The organism is Streptomyces sp. NPDC031121, assembly GCF_055570615.1.
Genome location: NZ_JBVIGV010000004.1, coordinates 275,645 through 290,873 on the forward strand (window position 1 = coordinate 275,645; position 15,229 = coordinate 290,873).

General features: G+C 74.3%; 12 protein-coding genes. 6 read left to right on the forward strand and 6 right to left on the reverse strand.

Annotated elements, in window-relative coordinates; genetic code table 11:
• Positions 1 to 142: 142 nt before the first annotated feature.
• The 4 genes from ACZ462_RS09245 (at position 143) to meaB (ending at position 6,148) form a co-directional block, all read left to right on the forward strand.
• Positions 143 to 859, forward strand: a complete 717-nt coding sequence (locus ACZ462_RS09245; RefSeq protein WP_467804478.1) for a DUF2470 domain-containing protein — start codon at positions 143 to 145, stop codon at positions 857 to 859.
• 225 nt (positions 860 to 1,084) lie between these two features.
• A complete protein-coding gene (locus tag ACZ462_RS09250; protein ID WP_467804479.1) occupies positions 1,085 to 2,944 on the forward strand; it encodes a methylmalonyl-CoA mutase subunit beta in 1,860 nt (619 codons plus the stop codon).
• On the forward strand, positions 2,941 to 5,151 hold the full coding sequence (scpA, locus tag ACZ462_RS09255) for a methylmalonyl-CoA mutase (RefSeq protein WP_189809461.1): 2,211 nt from the start codon (positions 2,941 to 2,943) through the stop codon (positions 5,149 to 5,151). The genes ACZ462_RS09250 and scpA overlap by 4 nt, the downstream gene beginning before the upstream one ends.
• A gap of 13 nt (positions 5,152 to 5,164) precedes the next feature.
• Positions 5,165 to 6,148: a methylmalonyl Co-A mutase-associated GTPase MeaB gene (gene meaB / locus ACZ462_RS09260; RefSeq protein ID WP_467804480.1), complete on the forward strand. Its 984-nt coding sequence runs from the start codon at positions 5,165 to 5,167 to the stop codon at positions 6,146 to 6,148.
• Positions 6,149 to 6,152: 4 nt separating this feature from the next.
• Here the strand turns inward: meaB and ACZ462_RS09265 are convergent, their stop codons facing one another.
• The 3 genes from ACZ462_RS09265 to ACZ462_RS09275 all read right to left on the reverse strand — a co-directional run bounded on the left by ACZ462_RS09265 (position 6,153) and on the right by ACZ462_RS09275 (position 10,093).
• Positions 6,153 to 7,730 carry a transporter gene (locus ACZ462_RS09265; protein WP_467804481.1) on the reverse strand — a complete coding sequence of 526 codons (1,578 nt, stop codon included), beginning with the start codon at positions 7,728 to 7,730 and terminating at the stop codon, positions 6,153 to 6,155.
• Positions 7,706 to 8,503 carry an ABC transporter ATP-binding protein gene (locus ACZ462_RS09270; RefSeq protein WP_467804482.1) on the reverse strand — a complete coding sequence of 266 codons (798 nt, stop codon included), beginning with the start codon at positions 8,501 to 8,503 and terminating at the stop codon, positions 7,706 to 7,708. The genes ACZ462_RS09265 and ACZ462_RS09270 overlap by 25 nt, the downstream gene beginning before the upstream one ends.
• 588 nt (positions 8,504 to 9,091) lie before the next feature.
• Positions 9,092 to 10,093 carry an asparaginase gene (locus ACZ462_RS09275; protein ID WP_467804483.1) on the reverse strand — a complete coding sequence of 334 codons (1,002 nt, stop codon included), beginning with the start codon at positions 10,091 to 10,093 and terminating at the stop codon, positions 9,092 to 9,094.
• Between the two features lie 141 nt (positions 10,094 to 10,234).
• On the opposite strand from ACZ462_RS09275, the gene ACZ462_RS09280 reads away from it, so the two are divergent.
• Both ACZ462_RS09280 and ACZ462_RS09285 read left to right on the forward strand, forming a co-directional pair.
• Entirely contained in the window at positions 10,235 to 10,684 is a 450-nt protein-coding gene (locus ACZ462_RS09280; protein ID WP_467804484.1) for an Lrp/AsnC family transcriptional regulator, read from the forward strand.
• A 185-nt stretch (positions 10,685 to 10,869) separates the two neighbouring features.
• Positions 10,870 to 11,793, forward strand: coding sequence for an SMP-30/gluconolactonase/LRE family protein (locus ACZ462_RS09285; RefSeq protein ID WP_467804603.1), 924 nt, complete (start codon positions 10,870 to 10,872; stop codon positions 11,791 to 11,793).
• 98 nt (positions 11,794 to 11,891) lie between these two features.
• Here ACZ462_RS09285 and ACZ462_RS09290 read toward each other — a convergent pair whose 3' ends face one another.
• From ACZ462_RS09290 to ACZ462_RS09300, 3 genes are read right to left on the reverse strand one after another with little or no spacing between them, the layout of a single operon-like run.
• Positions 11,892 to 12,944: a hypothetical protein gene (locus tag ACZ462_RS09290; RefSeq protein WP_467804485.1), complete on the reverse strand. Its 1,053-nt coding sequence runs from the start codon at positions 12,942 to 12,944 to the stop codon at positions 11,892 to 11,894.
• Positions 12,945 to 12,978: 34 nt separating this feature from the next.
• Positions 12,979 to 13,875: an RNA polymerase sigma-70 factor gene (locus tag ACZ462_RS09295; RefSeq protein WP_467804486.1), complete on the reverse strand. Its 897-nt coding sequence runs from the start codon at positions 13,873 to 13,875 to the stop codon at positions 12,979 to 12,981.
• A gap of 12 nt (positions 13,876 to 13,887) precedes the next feature.
• Positions 13,888 to 15,147 (reverse strand): NAD(P)/FAD-dependent oxidoreductase, encoded by a 1,260-nt coding sequence (locus tag ACZ462_RS09300; RefSeq protein ID WP_467804488.1) that lies wholly within the window; start codon positions 15,145 to 15,147, stop codon positions 13,888 to 13,890.
• Positions 15,148 to 15,229 lie beyond the last annotated feature (82 nt).

Below are 15,229 nucleotides of genomic sequence, written 5' to 3' on the forward strand. Positions count from 1 at the left end.
GTTCAGCCCAACAACGACACGGCCGGCACGGGGGGCGCACGGAAACGCGGGCGGTCCCGAGGGGGCGGGGTGCCCGCACAACCGGCGATGGGTTAGGTTAGGCATGCCTAAGTTTGCAGTCCAGGACGATGGAGAGATCCGCATGCGCATGCCCGGTGCACCCGCCACCCCTGCCGCCGGCCGCCCCACCGGCGCCGAGCGCGTCCGCTCGATCCTGGCCGCAGCCCACTCGATGACCGTCACCACCGACGGCGTCCCCACCGAGGTGCGCCACCTCGACGGCTCCGACCCCCTCGGCCGGCTGCACCTGCACCCCGCGGAGCCCGGCGGCGAACTTGAGGAACGGCCCTCGATCAGGCTGGAGTTCACCGACATCGCGCCCACGCCGGTCCGCGACCGGGTCCGCGCCCGCGTCACCATCGCCGGCCGCCTCCTCACCCCGTACCGCGGGCAGGACGCCGAGGCCTCCACCTGCGTCGAGTTCCTCCGGGCCGTCCTGGAGACCCCGGACGGCCGCCGCACCTCCGTCGGCCTCGGCGAGCTGGAGGCGGCCTCCCCCGACCCCCTCGCCCGGTACGAGGCCGGCATGCTCACGCACTTCCTCGACGACCACTCCGAGCTCGTCACGCTCCTGCTGCGCCTGGTGGACCCGCAGCCCACCGCCGACCTCGTCCGCGCCCTGCCGCTGGCCATGGACCGCTACGGGCTCACCCTCCGCCTGGAGGAGCGCCGCGGCCACCGCGACGCCGCCCTCGCCTTCCCCTCCCCCCTGGACGACGTCGAGCAGTCCGGCGCGCAGATGCAGGCCCTCTTCAGCGCGGCCCGCCGCCGCTCGCACCGCAACACCCTGCCCGCCTGACGCCCGGCCGGGCCGACACGCACGCCCGTCCGCCGTCCGGGCGATTCGGCGCGCCCGGCCGCCCGGGGAGCACCCCCGGAGGGCCGGCCCCGGGGCCGCCGCGGAACCAGGGCAGGGTTCCGGTTCTGCCCGCTCTTCCGTGCTCCCTACCCCCTCACATGAGAGGGGGAGATCACATCCGGTGCTTATGGTCGTCCCCACCGTGACCCCCCTAGCATTCGAGCCATGACGGTCCTGCCTGATGACGGGCTCTCCCTGGCCGCCGAGTTCCCTGACGCGACGCATGAGCAGTGGCAGCGCCTGGTAGAGGGCGTACTGCGCAAGTCCGGCAAGGATGTATCCGGCGGTGCCGCGGAAGACGCGTTGTCCACCCAGCTCGAGGACGGGCTCCTCACCCGCCCGCTGTACACCACGCCCGAAACGCCCGCGGACACCGGTTTCCCCGGTTTCACCCCCTTCGTACGGGGCGGCACCCCCGCGGGCGGTTCCGCCTCGGGCTGGGACGTCCGGCAGCGGCACCTCGGCACCGACCCCGCGCAGGTGAACGAGGCCGTCCTCGCCGACCTGGAGAACGGCGTCACCTCGCTGTGGCTGTGCCTCGGCCGGGGCGGCGTCCCCGTCGACGCGCTCGGCCGCGCCCTCGACGGCGTGTACCTCGACCTCGCCCCCGTCTCCCTCGACGCGGGCGCCGAGTTCGAGGCGGCCGCCCGCGCCCTGATCGCCCTGCACACCGAGCGCGGAACCGCCCCGGACGCCGCCCGGGGCTGCCTCGGCGCCGACCCGCTCGGCCACGAGGCCCGTACCGGAGAGGCCGCCGACCTCGGCGCGGCCGTCGCCCTCGCCCGCGAGGCAGCCGCCGACTGGCCCGGCCTGCGGGCCCTCGCCGTCGACGCCCTGCCGTACCACGAGGCGGGCGGCTCGGCCGCGCAGGAGCTCGGCCTCTCCCTCGCCGCCGGCACCTCCTACCTGCGCGCCCTGACCGCGGGCGGACTCGGCGTCGAAGCCGCCCTCGGGCAGCTGGAGTTCCGGTACGCGGCCACCGCCGACCAGTTCCTCACCATCGCGAAGCTCCGCGCGGCCCGCCTCCTGTGGGCCCGCGTCGCCGAGGCGTGCGGCGCCCCGCACGCCGGCGCCCAGCGCCAGCACGCCGTGACGTCGCCGGTGATGATGACCCGCCGCGACCCGTGGGTGAACATGCTGCGCACCACCGTCGCCTGCATGGCGGCGGGCGTCGGCGGCGCGGACGCCGTCACCGTGCTGCCGTTCGACCACGAGCTGGGCCTGCCCGACGCGTTCGCGCGCCGCATCGCCCGCAACACCTCCTCCATCCTCCTGGAGGAGTCGCACCTGGCGCGGGTCATCGACCCGGCCGGCGGCTCCTACTACGTGGAGCGGCTCACCGACGAACTCGCCGACGCCGCCTGGGAGTTCTTCCAGACCGTCGAGAAGGCGGGCGGCCTCGCCGCGGCCCTGCGCTCCGGCCTCGTCGCCGACCGGCTCGCCGCCACCTGGGCCGAGCGCTCCGCGAAGCTCGCCAGGCGGCGCGAGCCGATCACCGGCGTCAGCGAGTTCCCGCTGCTGTCCGAGCAGCTGCCCGAACGCCCGCCCGCCCCCGCGGCGCCCTCCGGCGGCCTGCCCCGCGTACGGCGCGACGAGGCGTACGAGGCGCTGCGCGCCCGCAGCGACCGGCACCTCGCGGCGACGGGCGCCCGGCCGCGGATCTTCCTCGCCGCCCTCGGCCCGGCCGCCGCGCACAGCGCACGCGCCACCTTCGCCGCGAACCTGTTCCAGGCCGGCGGCATCCAGCCGGTCCACGACCCGGTGTCGGTGGACGCGTCGACCGCCGCCGCGGCGTACGCCGCGAGCGGCGCCGACGGCACGGCCGTGCTGTGCTCCGGCGACGCGCTGTACGAGGAGCAGGCCGAGGCGGTGGCCGCGGCCCTGCGCGCGGCCGGCGCGGCGACCGTCTACCTCGCGGGCAGGCCCGGCACCGCGGCCGGCGCCGCCGACGACCACGTCTACGCCGGCTGCGACGCCGTCGCGGTGCTGACCGGCGCCCTCGACCGGATGGGAGTGGCCCCGTGAGCGGCACCGAGATCCCCGACTTCTCCGCACTCCCCCTGCGCGGCGGCGCCCCGTCCGCCGGGTCCGAGGACCAGTGGCGCAGCGCCGTGAAGGAGGCGACCGGCAGCGACACCGGCGACCTGCTGTGGGAGACCCCGGAGGGCATCGGCGTGCAGCCGCTGTACACCGGGCGCGACCTGGAGGGCCTGGACTTCCTCGCGACCTACCCGGGCGCGGCGCCGTTCCTGCGCGGCCCGTACCCCACGATGTACGTCAACCAGCCGTGGACGATCCGCCAGTACGCGGGCTTCTCCACCGCCGAGGAGTCGAACGCCTTCTACCGGCGCAACCTCGCGGCCGGCCAGAAGGGCCTGTCCGTCGCGTTCGACCTGCCGACGCACCGCGGCTACGACAGCGACCACCCGCGCGTCACCGGCGACGTCGGCATGGCGGGTGTCGCGATCGACTCGATCTACGACATGCGGCAGCTGTTCGACGGGATCCCGCTGGACCGGATGTCGGTGTCGATGACGATGAACGGGGCGGTGCTGCCGGTCCTCGCTTTGTACATCGTGGCGGCGGAGGAGCAGGGCGTCTCCCCCGACAAGCTCGCCGGGACCATCCAGAACGACATCCTCAAGGAGTTCATGGTCCGCAACACCTACATCTATCCGCCGAAGCCGTCGATGCGGATCATCTCGGACATCTTCTCGTTCACCTCGCAGAAGATGCCGCGGTACAACTCCATCTCGATCTCCGGGTACCACATCCAGGAGGCGGGCGCGACGGCCGACCTGGAGCTCGCGTACACCCTCGCGGACGGCGTGGAGTACCTGCGGGCCGGGCAGGGCGCCGGGCTCGACGTCGACGCGTTCGCGCCGCGCCTGTCGTTCTTCTGGGCGATCGGCATGAACTTCTTCATGGAGGTCGCGAAGCTGCGCGCCGCCCGCCTGCTGTGGGCGAAGCTGGTGAAGCAGTTCGACCCGAAGAACGCCAAATCCCTCTCCCTGCGCACCCATTCGCAGACCTCGGGCTGGTCCCTGACCGCGCAGGACGTCTTCAACAACGTCACCCGCACCTGCATCGAGGCGATGGCCGCCACACAGGGCCACACCCAGTCCCTGCACACCAACGCCCTCGACGAGGCGCTCGCCCTGCCGACGGACTTCTCGGCGCGCATCGCCCGCAACACGCAGCTGCTGCTCCAGCAGGAGTCGGGGACCTGCCGCACCATCGACCCGTGGGGCGGCAGCGCGTACGTCGAGAAGCTGACGTACGACCTGGCGCGCCGGGCCTGGCAGCACATCCAGGAGGTCGAGGCGGCCGGCGGCATGGCGCAGGCCATCGACGCGGGCATCCCGAAGCTGCGCGTGGAGGAGGCCGCGGCCCGCACGCAGGCCCGTATCGACTCCGGGCGGCAGCCGGTGATCGGCGTCAACAAGTACCGCGTCGACAGCGACGAGCAGATCGAGGTCCTCAAGGTCGACAACTCGGCGGTGCGGGCCCAGCAGATCGACAAGCTGCGGCGGCTGCGCGAGGAGCGCGACGAGGCCCGCACGCAGGACGCGCTGCGCGCCCTGACGAACGCCGCCGAGCGGGGCGCGGGGCAGGGCCTGGAGGGCAACCTCCTCGCGCTGGCCGTCGACGCGGCGCGCGCGAAGGCGACGGTGGGCGAGATCTCGGACGCCCTGGAGAAGGTGTACGGGCGGCACGCCGGGCAGATCCGTACGATCTCCGGCGTATACCGCAGCGAAGCAGGGGAGTCCCCTTCGGTGGAGCGGACCCGTGCGCTCGTCGACCGGTTCGAGGAGGCTGAGGGGCGCCGTCCGCGCGTGCTGGTCGCCAAGATGGGCCAGGACGGGCACGACCGCGGCCAGAAGGTCATCGCGTCGGCCTTCGCCGACCTGGGCTTCGACGTCGACGTCGGCCCGCTGTTCCAGACCCCGGCGGAGGTGGCCCGCCAGGCCGTCGAGGCGGACGTCCACGTCGTGGGCGTGTCGTCGCTGGCGGCCGGCCACCTGACCCTCGTCCCGGCGCTGCGCGAGCAGCTCGCGGAGGAGGGCCGCGAGGACATCATGATCGTGGTGGGCGGGGTGATCCCGCCGGCCGACGTGCCGACCCTGCTGGAGATGGGCGCGGCGGCGGTGTTCCCGCCCGGCACGGTCATCCCCGACGCGGCCCACGACCTGGTGACGCGGCTCGCCGCGGACCTGGGCCACGAGCTGTAGGCGGGGGCGGCCGGTGCCGAAGATCGACATCGAGGCGTACGCGAAGGGCGTCCTCGACGGGAAGCGCGCGCTGATCGCGCGCGCGATCACCCTCGTCGAGTCGACGCTGCCCGCGCACCGCGTGCTGGCGCAGTCCCTGCTGACGGAGCTGCTGCCGCACGCGGGGCAGGCCCGGCGGATCGGGATCAGCGGCGTTCCGGGCGTCGGGAAGTCCACGTTCATAGACGCGTTCGGCACGATGCTGACGGGGCTGGGGCACCGGGTCGCCGTCCTCGCGGTGGACCCGTCGTCCAAGCGGACGGGCGGGTCCATCCTCGGCGACAAGACGCGGATGGAACGGCTGTCGGTCGACCCGAACGCGTTCGTGCGGCCCTCCCCGTCGGCGGGCACGCTCGGCGGGGTCGCCAAGGCCACCCGCGAGTCGATGATCGTGATGGAGGCGGCGGGCTACGACGTCGTCCTCGTCGAGACGGTCGGCGTCGGGCAGTCCGAGACGACCGTCGCCGGCATGGTCGACTCCTTCCTGCTGCTGTCGCTGGCACGGACCGGCGACCAGCTGCAGGGCATCAAGAAGGGCGTCCTGGAACTGGCCGACGTCCTCGCCGTGAACAAGGCCGACGGGCCGCACGAACGCGACGCGCGCGCCGCCGCCCGCGAACTGTCCGGCGCCCTGCGGCTGATGCACCCCGCCGACGCGGCGTGGACGCCGCCCGTACTGACGTGCAGTGCGCGGGAGTCCACCGGGCTGGACGAGGTCTGGAACCGGCTGGAGCAGCACCGGCGGCTGCTGGAGGCCGGGGGACGGCTCGCCGCGAAGCGGGCCGCGCAGCAGGTGGAGTGGACGTGGTCGATGGTCCGGGAGGAACTCCTGGACCGCCTCCGCGCCCACCCGGCGGTACGCGACCTGGCCCCCGCCCTGGAAGCCCGCGTGAGGGCGGGCACCCTGACGCCGACCCTGGCCGCGGACGACATCCTGAGGGCCTTCACGGGGGCTTAGGGGGTCAGGACATCCGCAGCACGGCCAGGACCTCCGGCGCCCGGTCGAACAGCCGCTGTCCCATGACGCGCAGGGTCAGCGCGACGGCCAGCAGCCCGTACGCCGTCCCGGCCGGCAGCAGCAGCCAGGAGGAGGCCGTCCCGTCCAGCAGGAACGCGCCGGCGATGACCGGGGCGATGACGACGCTCCCCAGCATGGAGCTGAGGAAGTTCGCCAGATGGTAGCCGCCGCTCTGTCCGGGGGCGCTCACGCTGAACGGGTCCTCCGGGTACGGGTAGGGGTGGTACACGCTGATGACCATGCCCATCGCGAACGTGACCCCGAGCAGCGCGAACGTGATGCCGAGGGCGGCGGCGAGCTGGTCGGTGCGCCCGGTGGCGAGGGCGATGCCGACGGCGACGGCCGTCAGCCAGGGAGCGATCAGGACCAGCTGCGGCAGCATCCGGCCGACGAGCTCGGCCCGCGCCTGGGCCGCGGTGCGCAGGGTGGCGACGTTGGTCCAGATCGCGGAGCCGTCCAGCGCGAACAGCACCCCGGGGACGGTCAGGCCGAACACCCAGGCGCCGCCGGCGACCACGTACGGTGTCTTCGCGCCGACCGCCACCGTCACCACCGGGAACAGCAGGGCGTACGCGAACGCGGCGATCATCGTCATGCGGTGCCGCGGCGCCCTCAGGAACGCGCCGAACTGGTGGTGGGCGACGAGCAGGGCACGGCTGGAGGCCAGGAGCCGGGCCCGCGGGCCGGTGGCCTGGGCGGCCCGGACCTTCACGGCCTGCGCGGTGGAGGCGTCCGCGGTGGTCATCAGCCGGGCGAGGGAGGCGTGCCACCACACCATCAGCGTCCCGATCAGGGCGGCGGTGCCGGCGAGTTCGAGCAGGGCGGTGCCGGTGCGGCCCTCGGCGGCGGCCCGGACGGCGTCGGCGGGCCAGCCGGGCGGCGCCCAGCGCAGCACCCGCGCGACGACGGGTGGCAGCGCCGGCACGGAGCCGGCGGTCGTCAGCAGCAGGTACGCGGCGTAGCCGCCGACAGCGGCGAGGACCCCGCCGAGCGCGGCGGCGTCCTTGCCGCGCCGTCCCGTCAGGGCGCGGGCGAACGCGGCGAGCACGGCCCGGGAGGCGACGACGCAGAGCAGCAGCATGAGCGGCACGGCCAGGACGGCGGCCGCCGCTCCGGCAGCGGTGTCGAAGGCGCCGTCCGCGGCCCCCGCCACCGCGCCGGTGATCACGATCAGCGTGCAGAGCGGCCCGGGCCCGATCAGGGCCGATACCGTGGCCCCCGCGATCAGCCGGCGGGGCCGCACCGGCAGGACGGCGAGCCGGGTCGGGTCGGCGCTCTCGTCGCCGCCGGCGCCGAAGGAGACGGGCAGGGCCAGCCAGGCCACGGCGAGCCCGGTGAACGCGAGGACGGTGATGTCGGCGGCGCGCTCCCCGCCGTGGTTGCCGGCCAGTCCGGCGGCCGTGTAACAGGCCCCGGCCAGGGCGATGCCGACGCCGGCGACGAAGCCGACGGCGCGGCCGGTGCTGCGGCGCAGGCTGCTGCGCAGCAGGGCGAGCTTCAGCCCGACGAAGACCCCAACCATGCGAGGCTCCCTCCCTTCGCCTTGTCGCCGCGGGAGCCGACCAGTTCCATGAAGCGGTCGTTCAGGCTGCGGCCGGCGCGCACCTCGTCCAACGTGCCGGCGGCCACCACACGGCCCGCGGCCATGACGGCGACGTGGCTGCACAGCGCCGAAACCAGCTCCATGACATGGCTGGAGAAGACCACCGTGGAGCCGCTCGCGGTGTACTGGCGCAGCACTTCGCGGATCGTCTCGGCGGACACCGGGTCCACGCTCTCGAACGGCTCGTCGAGGAACAGCACGGGCGGGTTGTGCAGCAGGGCGGCCGCAAGGCCGATCTTCTTGCGCATGCCGGTGGAGTAGTCGACGACGAGCTTGTCGGCGGCCTCGGCCAGCCCGAGCACGTCGAGCAGCGCCTCGGCGCGGGCCTCGGTGTCGGCGGCGGGCAGCTCCCGCAGCCGGCCGGTGTAGCGCAGCAGTTCGCGCGCCGACAGCCGCTCGAAGAGGCGCAGGCCGTCGGGCAGGATGCCGATGCGGTGCTTGGCCTCGTAGGGGTCCTGCCAGACGTCGTACCCGGCGACGGTGACGGTGCCCGCGTCGGGCCGCAGCAGGCCGGTGATCATCGACAGGCTGGTCGTCTTGCCGGCCCCGTTGGGGCCGACGAGGCCGTAGAAGCTGCCGCGGGGGACGGTCAGGTCGATGCCGGCGACGGCGGTCCTGTCGCCGAACTCCTTGCGCAGACCGCGCACTTCCACGGCGGCCGGGGCCGCGCCGTTCTCGGGGGGCCGTTGCATGGGCGGTGCCTTTCGGTGCGGTGTACGGGGGCGTGGCGTGCCCGTTCAGGACGACCCCGCGGCGCCGGACACCGGTCGCAGTCCCGCACGAAAAGCAGCCCCTGGCGGGGCGTTCTGGTGCACGGCTCAGTCGCACCCCCCGATCGACTGTCGTGACGGTGATTGTAGATCCGGGTAACGAGTCGGCAAAAAGAGCGGGTCGTGACGGCCCTGGTGGCGACCGCCCCGTCGCCGCCGGGCAGTCCGTACTCGTCGCCTCGACGAACAACGAGGCCGTCGACGTGGTGGCCGAGCGGTGCGACGGGATCTCACCCGGGCGGCTCATGCGGACCGGAAACGCCGAAGCCCGGGAACGGGAGGCCGAGAAGCCGGCGGGCCTGCCGGCCGAGCCGGCAGCGGTCCCGGCCCGTCCCGGCTGGAGAGTGCCGCCGCATCCTCCGCGGCGTCGGGCCTCCGGCGGACGGGGGCGAAGCCCGCACCGGTGGCGCGGTGCGGGCGCCGGCGCGCCGGGTGCAGGCGGGGGAGGCGGTGCTGGACGCGCTCCTCACCTGACGGCCGGCCGGACGGCGCAGTCGGCGCCGCGCCGCGTCACGCGTTGAGGAGGACCGGCCCCGTCGGGGAGGCCGTTTCGCGGAGGGTGCGGGTCTGCTCCTCCGGGTCGGCGGAGGCGAGGAGCGCGGCGAGGACCGCGATGCGGGCCTGCCCGGCGCGCAGGGTCCCGGTCGGCACGGCTCCGGCGGCGACCAGGTCGACGGCCCCGCCGTGGGTGTAGATCTCGGTGACGGGCCCGGCGGCGACGCGGGTCGTCAGGGCGACGAGCACACCGCGCGCGACCGCCGCGCGCACGGCGTCGACGATCTCGGGGGTCGCGTTGCCGGCGCCGGTGCCGACGAGGACGATGCCCCGCGCCCCGGCGGCCACCGCGGCTTCGAACAGCAACGGGTCGCCGTCGGTGTGGTGCATGACGATGTCGACCCGCGGCAGCTGCTCCGGCATGGCGGGCAGCGGGAGCGGCTCCGGCCGCTGGGGCCGGCGCAGGATGGCGACCTTGCCGAAGCCGGTCTTGCCGAGGAGTTCCCGGGACGGGTCGGCGAAGGCGTCGAGGGCGACGGCCTGGGTCTTGACGGTGCCGCGGGCGGCGTGCACCCGCCCGGCGAAGCTGATCAGGACGCCGAGCTCGCGGGTGGTGGCGGCGACGAGGAGGGCGTCGTACAGGTTGCCGGGCCCGTCGCCCTCGGCGGTGCCCATCGGCAGCTGGGAGCCGGTGAAGACGACGCTGCGCGGGTCGCGGTGGTGGAGGTCGACGAGGAACGCGGATTCCTCGAGGGTGTCGGTGCCGTGGGTGACGACGACGCCGTCGACGCCGGGGTCGGCGAGGACCTCGTGCACGGTGTGCAGCAGGGTCAGCTGGTGGGCGGTGGTCAGCCGGGGGCTGTTGACGCTGAAGAGGTCGACGACCTCGACGGTGACCCCTTCGGGCAGCGGCGCCGTGGCCATGACCTCGCGGCCGTCGGCGTCGGCGGCGAAGCCGGAGCCCTGCCAGCGGCTGGCTATCGTGCCGCCGGTGCTGATGACGACGATCCGCCCCATGGCCACCCTTTCCCGCGTGCGGGTGATAACTCGTACAGATGTGCCGAACACAGCACTGCGGGCAATGATAGGCGGTTCGGGACGCAATTCGATTGCCGCCTTCGCCCTGCCGACGGCTCTCTGCGGGTGGATTATTGCTCCATGGACGCCATCGATCGTGAAATCTTGCGCGAGCTCCAGGCCGACGGCCGGCTCAGCAACCAGGAGCTGGCCCAGCGTGTGGGCCTGACCCCGTCCCCCTGCATGCGGCGCGTGCGGCAGCTGGAGCAGGACGGGGTGATCCGCGGCTACCGGGCGGTGATCGAACCCGAGGCGGTGGGCCGCGGCTTCGAGGTGCTCGTGTCCGTGGAGGTGCGCCGCGACCGGGAGGCCGTCGAGGCGTTCGAAGCAGCCCTGCAGGACATCCCGGACGTCATCGAGGCGTACCGCCTCTTCGGCAGCCCCGGCTGCCTGCTGCGGATCGCGGTCGCGGACCTCCGCGCGTACGAGCGCCTGTGGATCGAGAAGCTGACCGCACTCTCCGGGGTCACCGAGGTCAACTCGCAGATCATCATGAAGCGGATCAAGGGCCCGACGGGCCTCCCGGTTTGAGCAGCCCCGCCGACCCCCTGGCAGCACCCGGTCCGGCAGCCGCTGGCCCGATGTGATCCACAGCTCATCCTCCCCAACCCCCATCCCTACAGAACACCATCCTGCAAAATATGACCACAGCCGATCGCCATTCGGCGTATACGGCATTCCACAAGGGGGACGTCATGGGCGGCGAGCGCCAGAGCATGTACGAGATGCTGGACGACCGGTTCCGTAGCGGGCGGTGCATGAACGGGGACGAAGCCCTGGAGGTCCTGTACACCGGCTGCCGCTGGGCCGAGGGGCCGGTCTACATACCCGCCTGGCGCCAGGTCGTGTGGAGCGACATCCCCAACGACCGGATGCTCCGCTGGGACGAGGAGACCGGCGCGGTCGGCGTCTTCCGCCGCTCCGCCGGGCACACCAACGGCAACACCCTCGACCGCGAGGGCCGGCTGATCACCTGCGAGCAGGGCAACCGCCGGGTGACCCGCACCGAACACGACGGCACCGTCACCGTCCTGGCCGACCGCTGGCAGGGCAAGCGCCTGAACAGTCCGAACGACGCGACCGTGAAGTCCGACGGCTCGATCTGGTTCTCCGACCCGGACTTCGGCATCACCAGCGACTACGAGGGCCACCGCGCGGAGAGCGAGATCGGCTCCTCCAACGTCTACCGGATCGACCCGGCGACAGCTGAAGTGCGGCTGGTCGCGGACTGCTTCGGCGCACCGAACGGGCTGTCCTTCTCCCCCGACGAGCGGCAGCTGTTCGTCTCCGACACCCGCGCGGGCTTCATCCGCGTCTTCGACGTCCGCGACGAAGGCACCCTCTCCGACGGCAAGGTCTTCGCCGAGGCCGGGGCCCGCGAGGGCGCCCGCTTCGACAACCTCCGCTTCGACGACGCCGGCCGCCTCTGGGTCGCCGCGATGAACGACGGCGTCCACTGCTACGACCCCGACGGCACCCTGATCGGCCGCCTGAACGTCCCCGAGACGGTATCCAACATCACCTGGGGCGGCCCCAAGCGCAACCGCCTCTTCATCACCGCGGAAACCAGCCTGTACTCGGCCCTCATGGGCGTCACCGGCACCCACCCCACAGGCCCGGGCCACCGCCCCTGGCGGTGACCGGGCGGGGCCTGGCGGGGTACCGGCCTTGGAGGTATCCACCCCCGGACGGCGTCCGGGCCGAGGCGCGTCCCCCGGCCCGGGCGCGGCGCCGGGGGTCAGGGGGTGGGGGAGGCGGCCGCGGTGGTGGCGGGGGCGGCGCGGAGCGCCGCGCTCAGGCACAGGGCGGCGCCGAGGGCGAGCCAGGCGGCCAGGACGGTGGCGTCGGCAGCCGCGCCGCGGCCGTCGAAGAAGGCCGTGGAGCGCAGCAGTTGGACTCCCGCCCCCGGTGGCAGCAGCCGGCCGAGCCCGCCGGACCAGCCGGGCAGCATCTCCGGCGCGGTCGACGTGCCCGACAGCGGGTTGCCGATGAGCATCATGACCGCGGAGCCGAGGGCGAAGCCCGCGTACCCGAGCAGTGACTCCAGGCCGATGAGGCTCAGGGAGACGGCCGCGACGGCCAGCGCGACGGCCGCGGCGTTGGCGGCGTAGGAGCCGTCAAGGGAGCCGAGCCAGAACTGCAGGACCGCCGCCACGGCCAGACCGCCGGTGACCGCGAAGGCGAGCGCGCCGGCGATGCGGCGGGCGAGGCCGCGGACGAGCCGGGTCAGCACGAGCGCGCCCAGCAGCCCGCCCATGACCAGGGGCAGGGCGCCGGCGGCCAGTCCGGCGCCCCGGGGGTCGTCGGCAGGCAGGGGCACGAGGTCGCGGACCGGGGCCGCCGGCCCGCCGCCCGGGCCCTGCCCGTGCTGCCCGTACTGCTGCCCCTGCCCCGCCCCTTGCGCGAGGCCGGCCGCGGCGCCCTGCAACGCCTGGGCGACCGCCGGGCCGGCGGCCGAGGCGGTGATCACCTGCGGCCTGCCGGAGCTGACGTCGATCGCCCCGTACACCTCCCGATCGCGTATCAGCCGCTCGGCGGCCGCCGTGTCGGCGACCTCGGTGATCGTGAAGCCGCCCGGCAGCCGCCGGTCGAGGGCGGCGCCGACCTGTCCGACCGCGGCGGGCGGCCCGGCGACGGCGATCGGCACACCGTGGAGGGACGACCGCACCAGCGGCCAGGCGAAGGCCGTGAGCAGCACGGCGACGGCCGCGGTGAGCAGCGCCACCGCCCCGGCCACCGTCCGCCAGGGCGACGGCGGCGCTGCGGGGGCGCGGGAAACCTGGGTGTCCATGACTCTCCCTGCGAGATGATCCGGGCCGACGGCGTCAGCGGAGGGTGAGCGGGGTTCCGGAGACGAGGTGGGTCAGCTTCTCCGGGTTGCGGACGAAGTAGAGGCCGGTGATGCGGGCGTCCTCGACGCGGACGGCCATGACGCCGTCGAGTTCGCCGCCGACGTACACGGCGAGCGCGGGGCTGCCGTTGACCTCGGTGGGCTCCCACGCGATCGTCTCCTGCACCTTGGCGGAGCCGCCGATCCAGAAGCGCACGATCTTCTCGGCGCCGACCACCGGGTGCAGCGCGGCCCGCTTGACGCCGCCGCCGTCGCTGAGCAGCACGACGTCGGGGGCGAGCACGTCGAGGAAGTCCTGCGGGTTCCCGGTCTCGATGGCGCGCCGGAAGGACTCCAGGGCGGCCCGCGTCTCCCGCGCGGAGGCCGTTCTGCGGGGTCGGCGGGCGCCGACGTGCCGGCGGGCGCGGTGCGCGATCTGCCGTACGGCGTCGGGGCTCTTGCCGACGGCCTCGGCGATCTCCCCGTACTCGACCTCGAAGACCTCGCGCAGCACGAACACCGCGCGCTCCGTCGGGGAGAGGCTCTCCAGGACGAGCATCATCGCCATCGACATGCTCTCGGCGAGTTCGGCGTCCTCGGCGACGCCCGGGGCCGTGACCAGCGGCTCGGGCAGCCACTGGCCGACGTACGCCTCGCGGCGGCGCTTCACGGCGCGCAGCCGGTTGAGCGCCTGCCGGGTCGTGATCCGCACCAGGTACGCCCGCCGGTCGTCGACCTGCCCCAGGTCGACGCGGACCCAGCGCAGCCAGGTCTCCTGGAGGACGTCCTCGGCGTCGGCGGCGGAGCCGAGGATCTCGTACGCGACGGTGAAGAGCAGGTTGCGGTGGTCGACGAACGCCCGGGTCGCCGGGTCCGTGCCGTGCTCGGTCATCTCCCGGTCCTCTCAGCCGTGCGCGCGGGGGCGGGCGGTCTCCCCGGCGTGCACCGCGTGCGCCGTGTCCGCCGTGTCCGCCGTGTCCTCCGGGTACGGCGCCCCGGTCAGGCGGTGCCTGCGCTGCGGCACGCCGAAGGTCGGGTGGGAGGTGCCCCACAGCGACATCGAGACGATGGCCTCCTTGACGCGCGCGGCCTTCCGGCCCGCCAGGAACTTCCGCTTCGGCCGGGCCTCGTGGTCGACGATCTGCAGGATGCCGTCGCGGCGCCCCAGGCTGATGTGGTTGCCGTGGTAGCTCAGCTTGAGGTGCTTCGGGACTTCGCGGCCGGTCAGGCGTGCCGTGATCGCCTCCACGGCCTGCCTGCCGGTGTAGCCGGCCGAGGCGCAGGACATCGGCAGCGGCCTGCCGTTGTCGCCGATGGCGAAGGCGCAGTCGCCGACGGCGTAGACGTCCGGGTGCGAGGCCGACCGCATGGTGCGGTCGACGACGATGCGGCCGTCCTCGGTGACGTCGAGTCCGCCCGCGGCGGCGATGGGGCTGACCGCGAAGCCGGCCGTCCACACGGTCGCGTCGGACTCCAGGACCGTGCCGTCTGCGCACCGCACCCGCGCCGCTTCGACGGCCGCGACCTCGGTGTGCTCCCGTACGGTGACGCCCAGCCGGCGGCAGGCCCGGCGCAGGTGCTCCCGGGCCCCGGGGGACAGCGTGGCGCCCAGCTCGCCGCGGGCGACCAGGGTCACGGACAGGCCGGGCCGGGACTCGGCGATCTCGGTGGCGGTCTCCATGCCGGTCAGCCCGTCGCCGACGACCAGGACCCTGCCGCCTCCGCCCTGTCGGGCGAGCCCGTCCAGGCGGTCGCGCAGACTCCGAGCGGAGGGCCGGGCGGAGACGTCGAAGGCGTGCTCGGCCGCGCCGGGGACGGCGTGGCGGGCCCCGTGGCTGCCGAGGGCGTAGACCAGCGTGTCGTAGCCGAGTTCGGCGGCGGCGCCGTCGGCGTCGGCCACGGCGACGACCCGCCGCTCAGGCTCGACGGCGGTGACCCGGGCGGGCCGCAGCCGGACCCCTGTGCCGGCGAATACCTCGGAGAGCGCGGGAGCCGCGATCTCCTGGCCGGCCGCGAGCTGGTGCAGCCGCAGACGCTGGACGAAGTCCGGCTCGGCGTTGACCACGGTGACCTCGGCGTCCGCCGCGGACAGCCGCCGGGCCAGCATCCCGGCGACGTAGGCCCCGGCGTAGCCGGCGCCGAGGACGACGATGCGGTGCTTCACGATGTGCGCTCCCGTCGGATCGGTGGCGCCCCGAGCCCGAGGAACCAGCCGGACGCGGCTGCCTCCCGCCCTCGGGGCATTG

Excerpts from the sequence above, each read along its gene's own strand:
- ACZ462_RS09280 (WP_467804484.1), top strand. The coding sequence starts at position 10,235 with ATGGACGCCATCGATCGTGAAATCTTGCGCGAGCTCCAGGCCGACGGC.
- ACZ462_RS09250 (WP_467804479.1), top strand. The coding sequence starts at position 1,085 with ATGACGGTCCTGCCTGATGACGGGCTCTCCCTGGCCGCCGAGTTCCCT.
- ACZ462_RS09265 (WP_467804481.1), bottom strand. The coding sequence starts at position 7,730 with ATGGTTGGGGTCTTCGTCGGGCTGAAGCTCGCCCTGCTGCGCAGCAGC.
- ACZ462_RS09290 (WP_467804485.1), bottom strand. The coding sequence starts at position 12,944 with ATGGACACCCAGGTTTCCCGCGCCCCCGCAGCGCCGCCGTCGCCCTGG.
- ACZ462_RS09285 (WP_467804603.1), top strand. The coding sequence starts at position 10,870 with ATGTACGAGATGCTGGACGACCGGTTCCGTAGCGGGCGGTGCATGAAC.
- ACZ462_RS09275 (WP_467804483.1), bottom strand. The coding sequence starts at position 10,093 with ATGGGGCGGATCGTCGTCATCAGCACCGGCGGCACGATAGCCAGCCGC.
- ACZ462_RS09295 (WP_467804486.1), bottom strand. The coding sequence starts at position 13,875 with ATGACCGAGCACGGCACGGACCCGGCGACCCGGGCGTTCGTCGACCAC.
- ACZ462_RS09270 (WP_467804482.1), bottom strand. The coding sequence starts at position 8,503 with ATGCAACGGCCCCCCGAGAACGGCGCGGCCCCGGCCGCCGTGGAAGTG.
- ACZ462_RS09245 (WP_467804478.1), top strand. The coding sequence starts at position 143 with ATGCGCATGCCCGGTGCACCCGCCACCCCTGCCGCCGGCCGCCCCACC.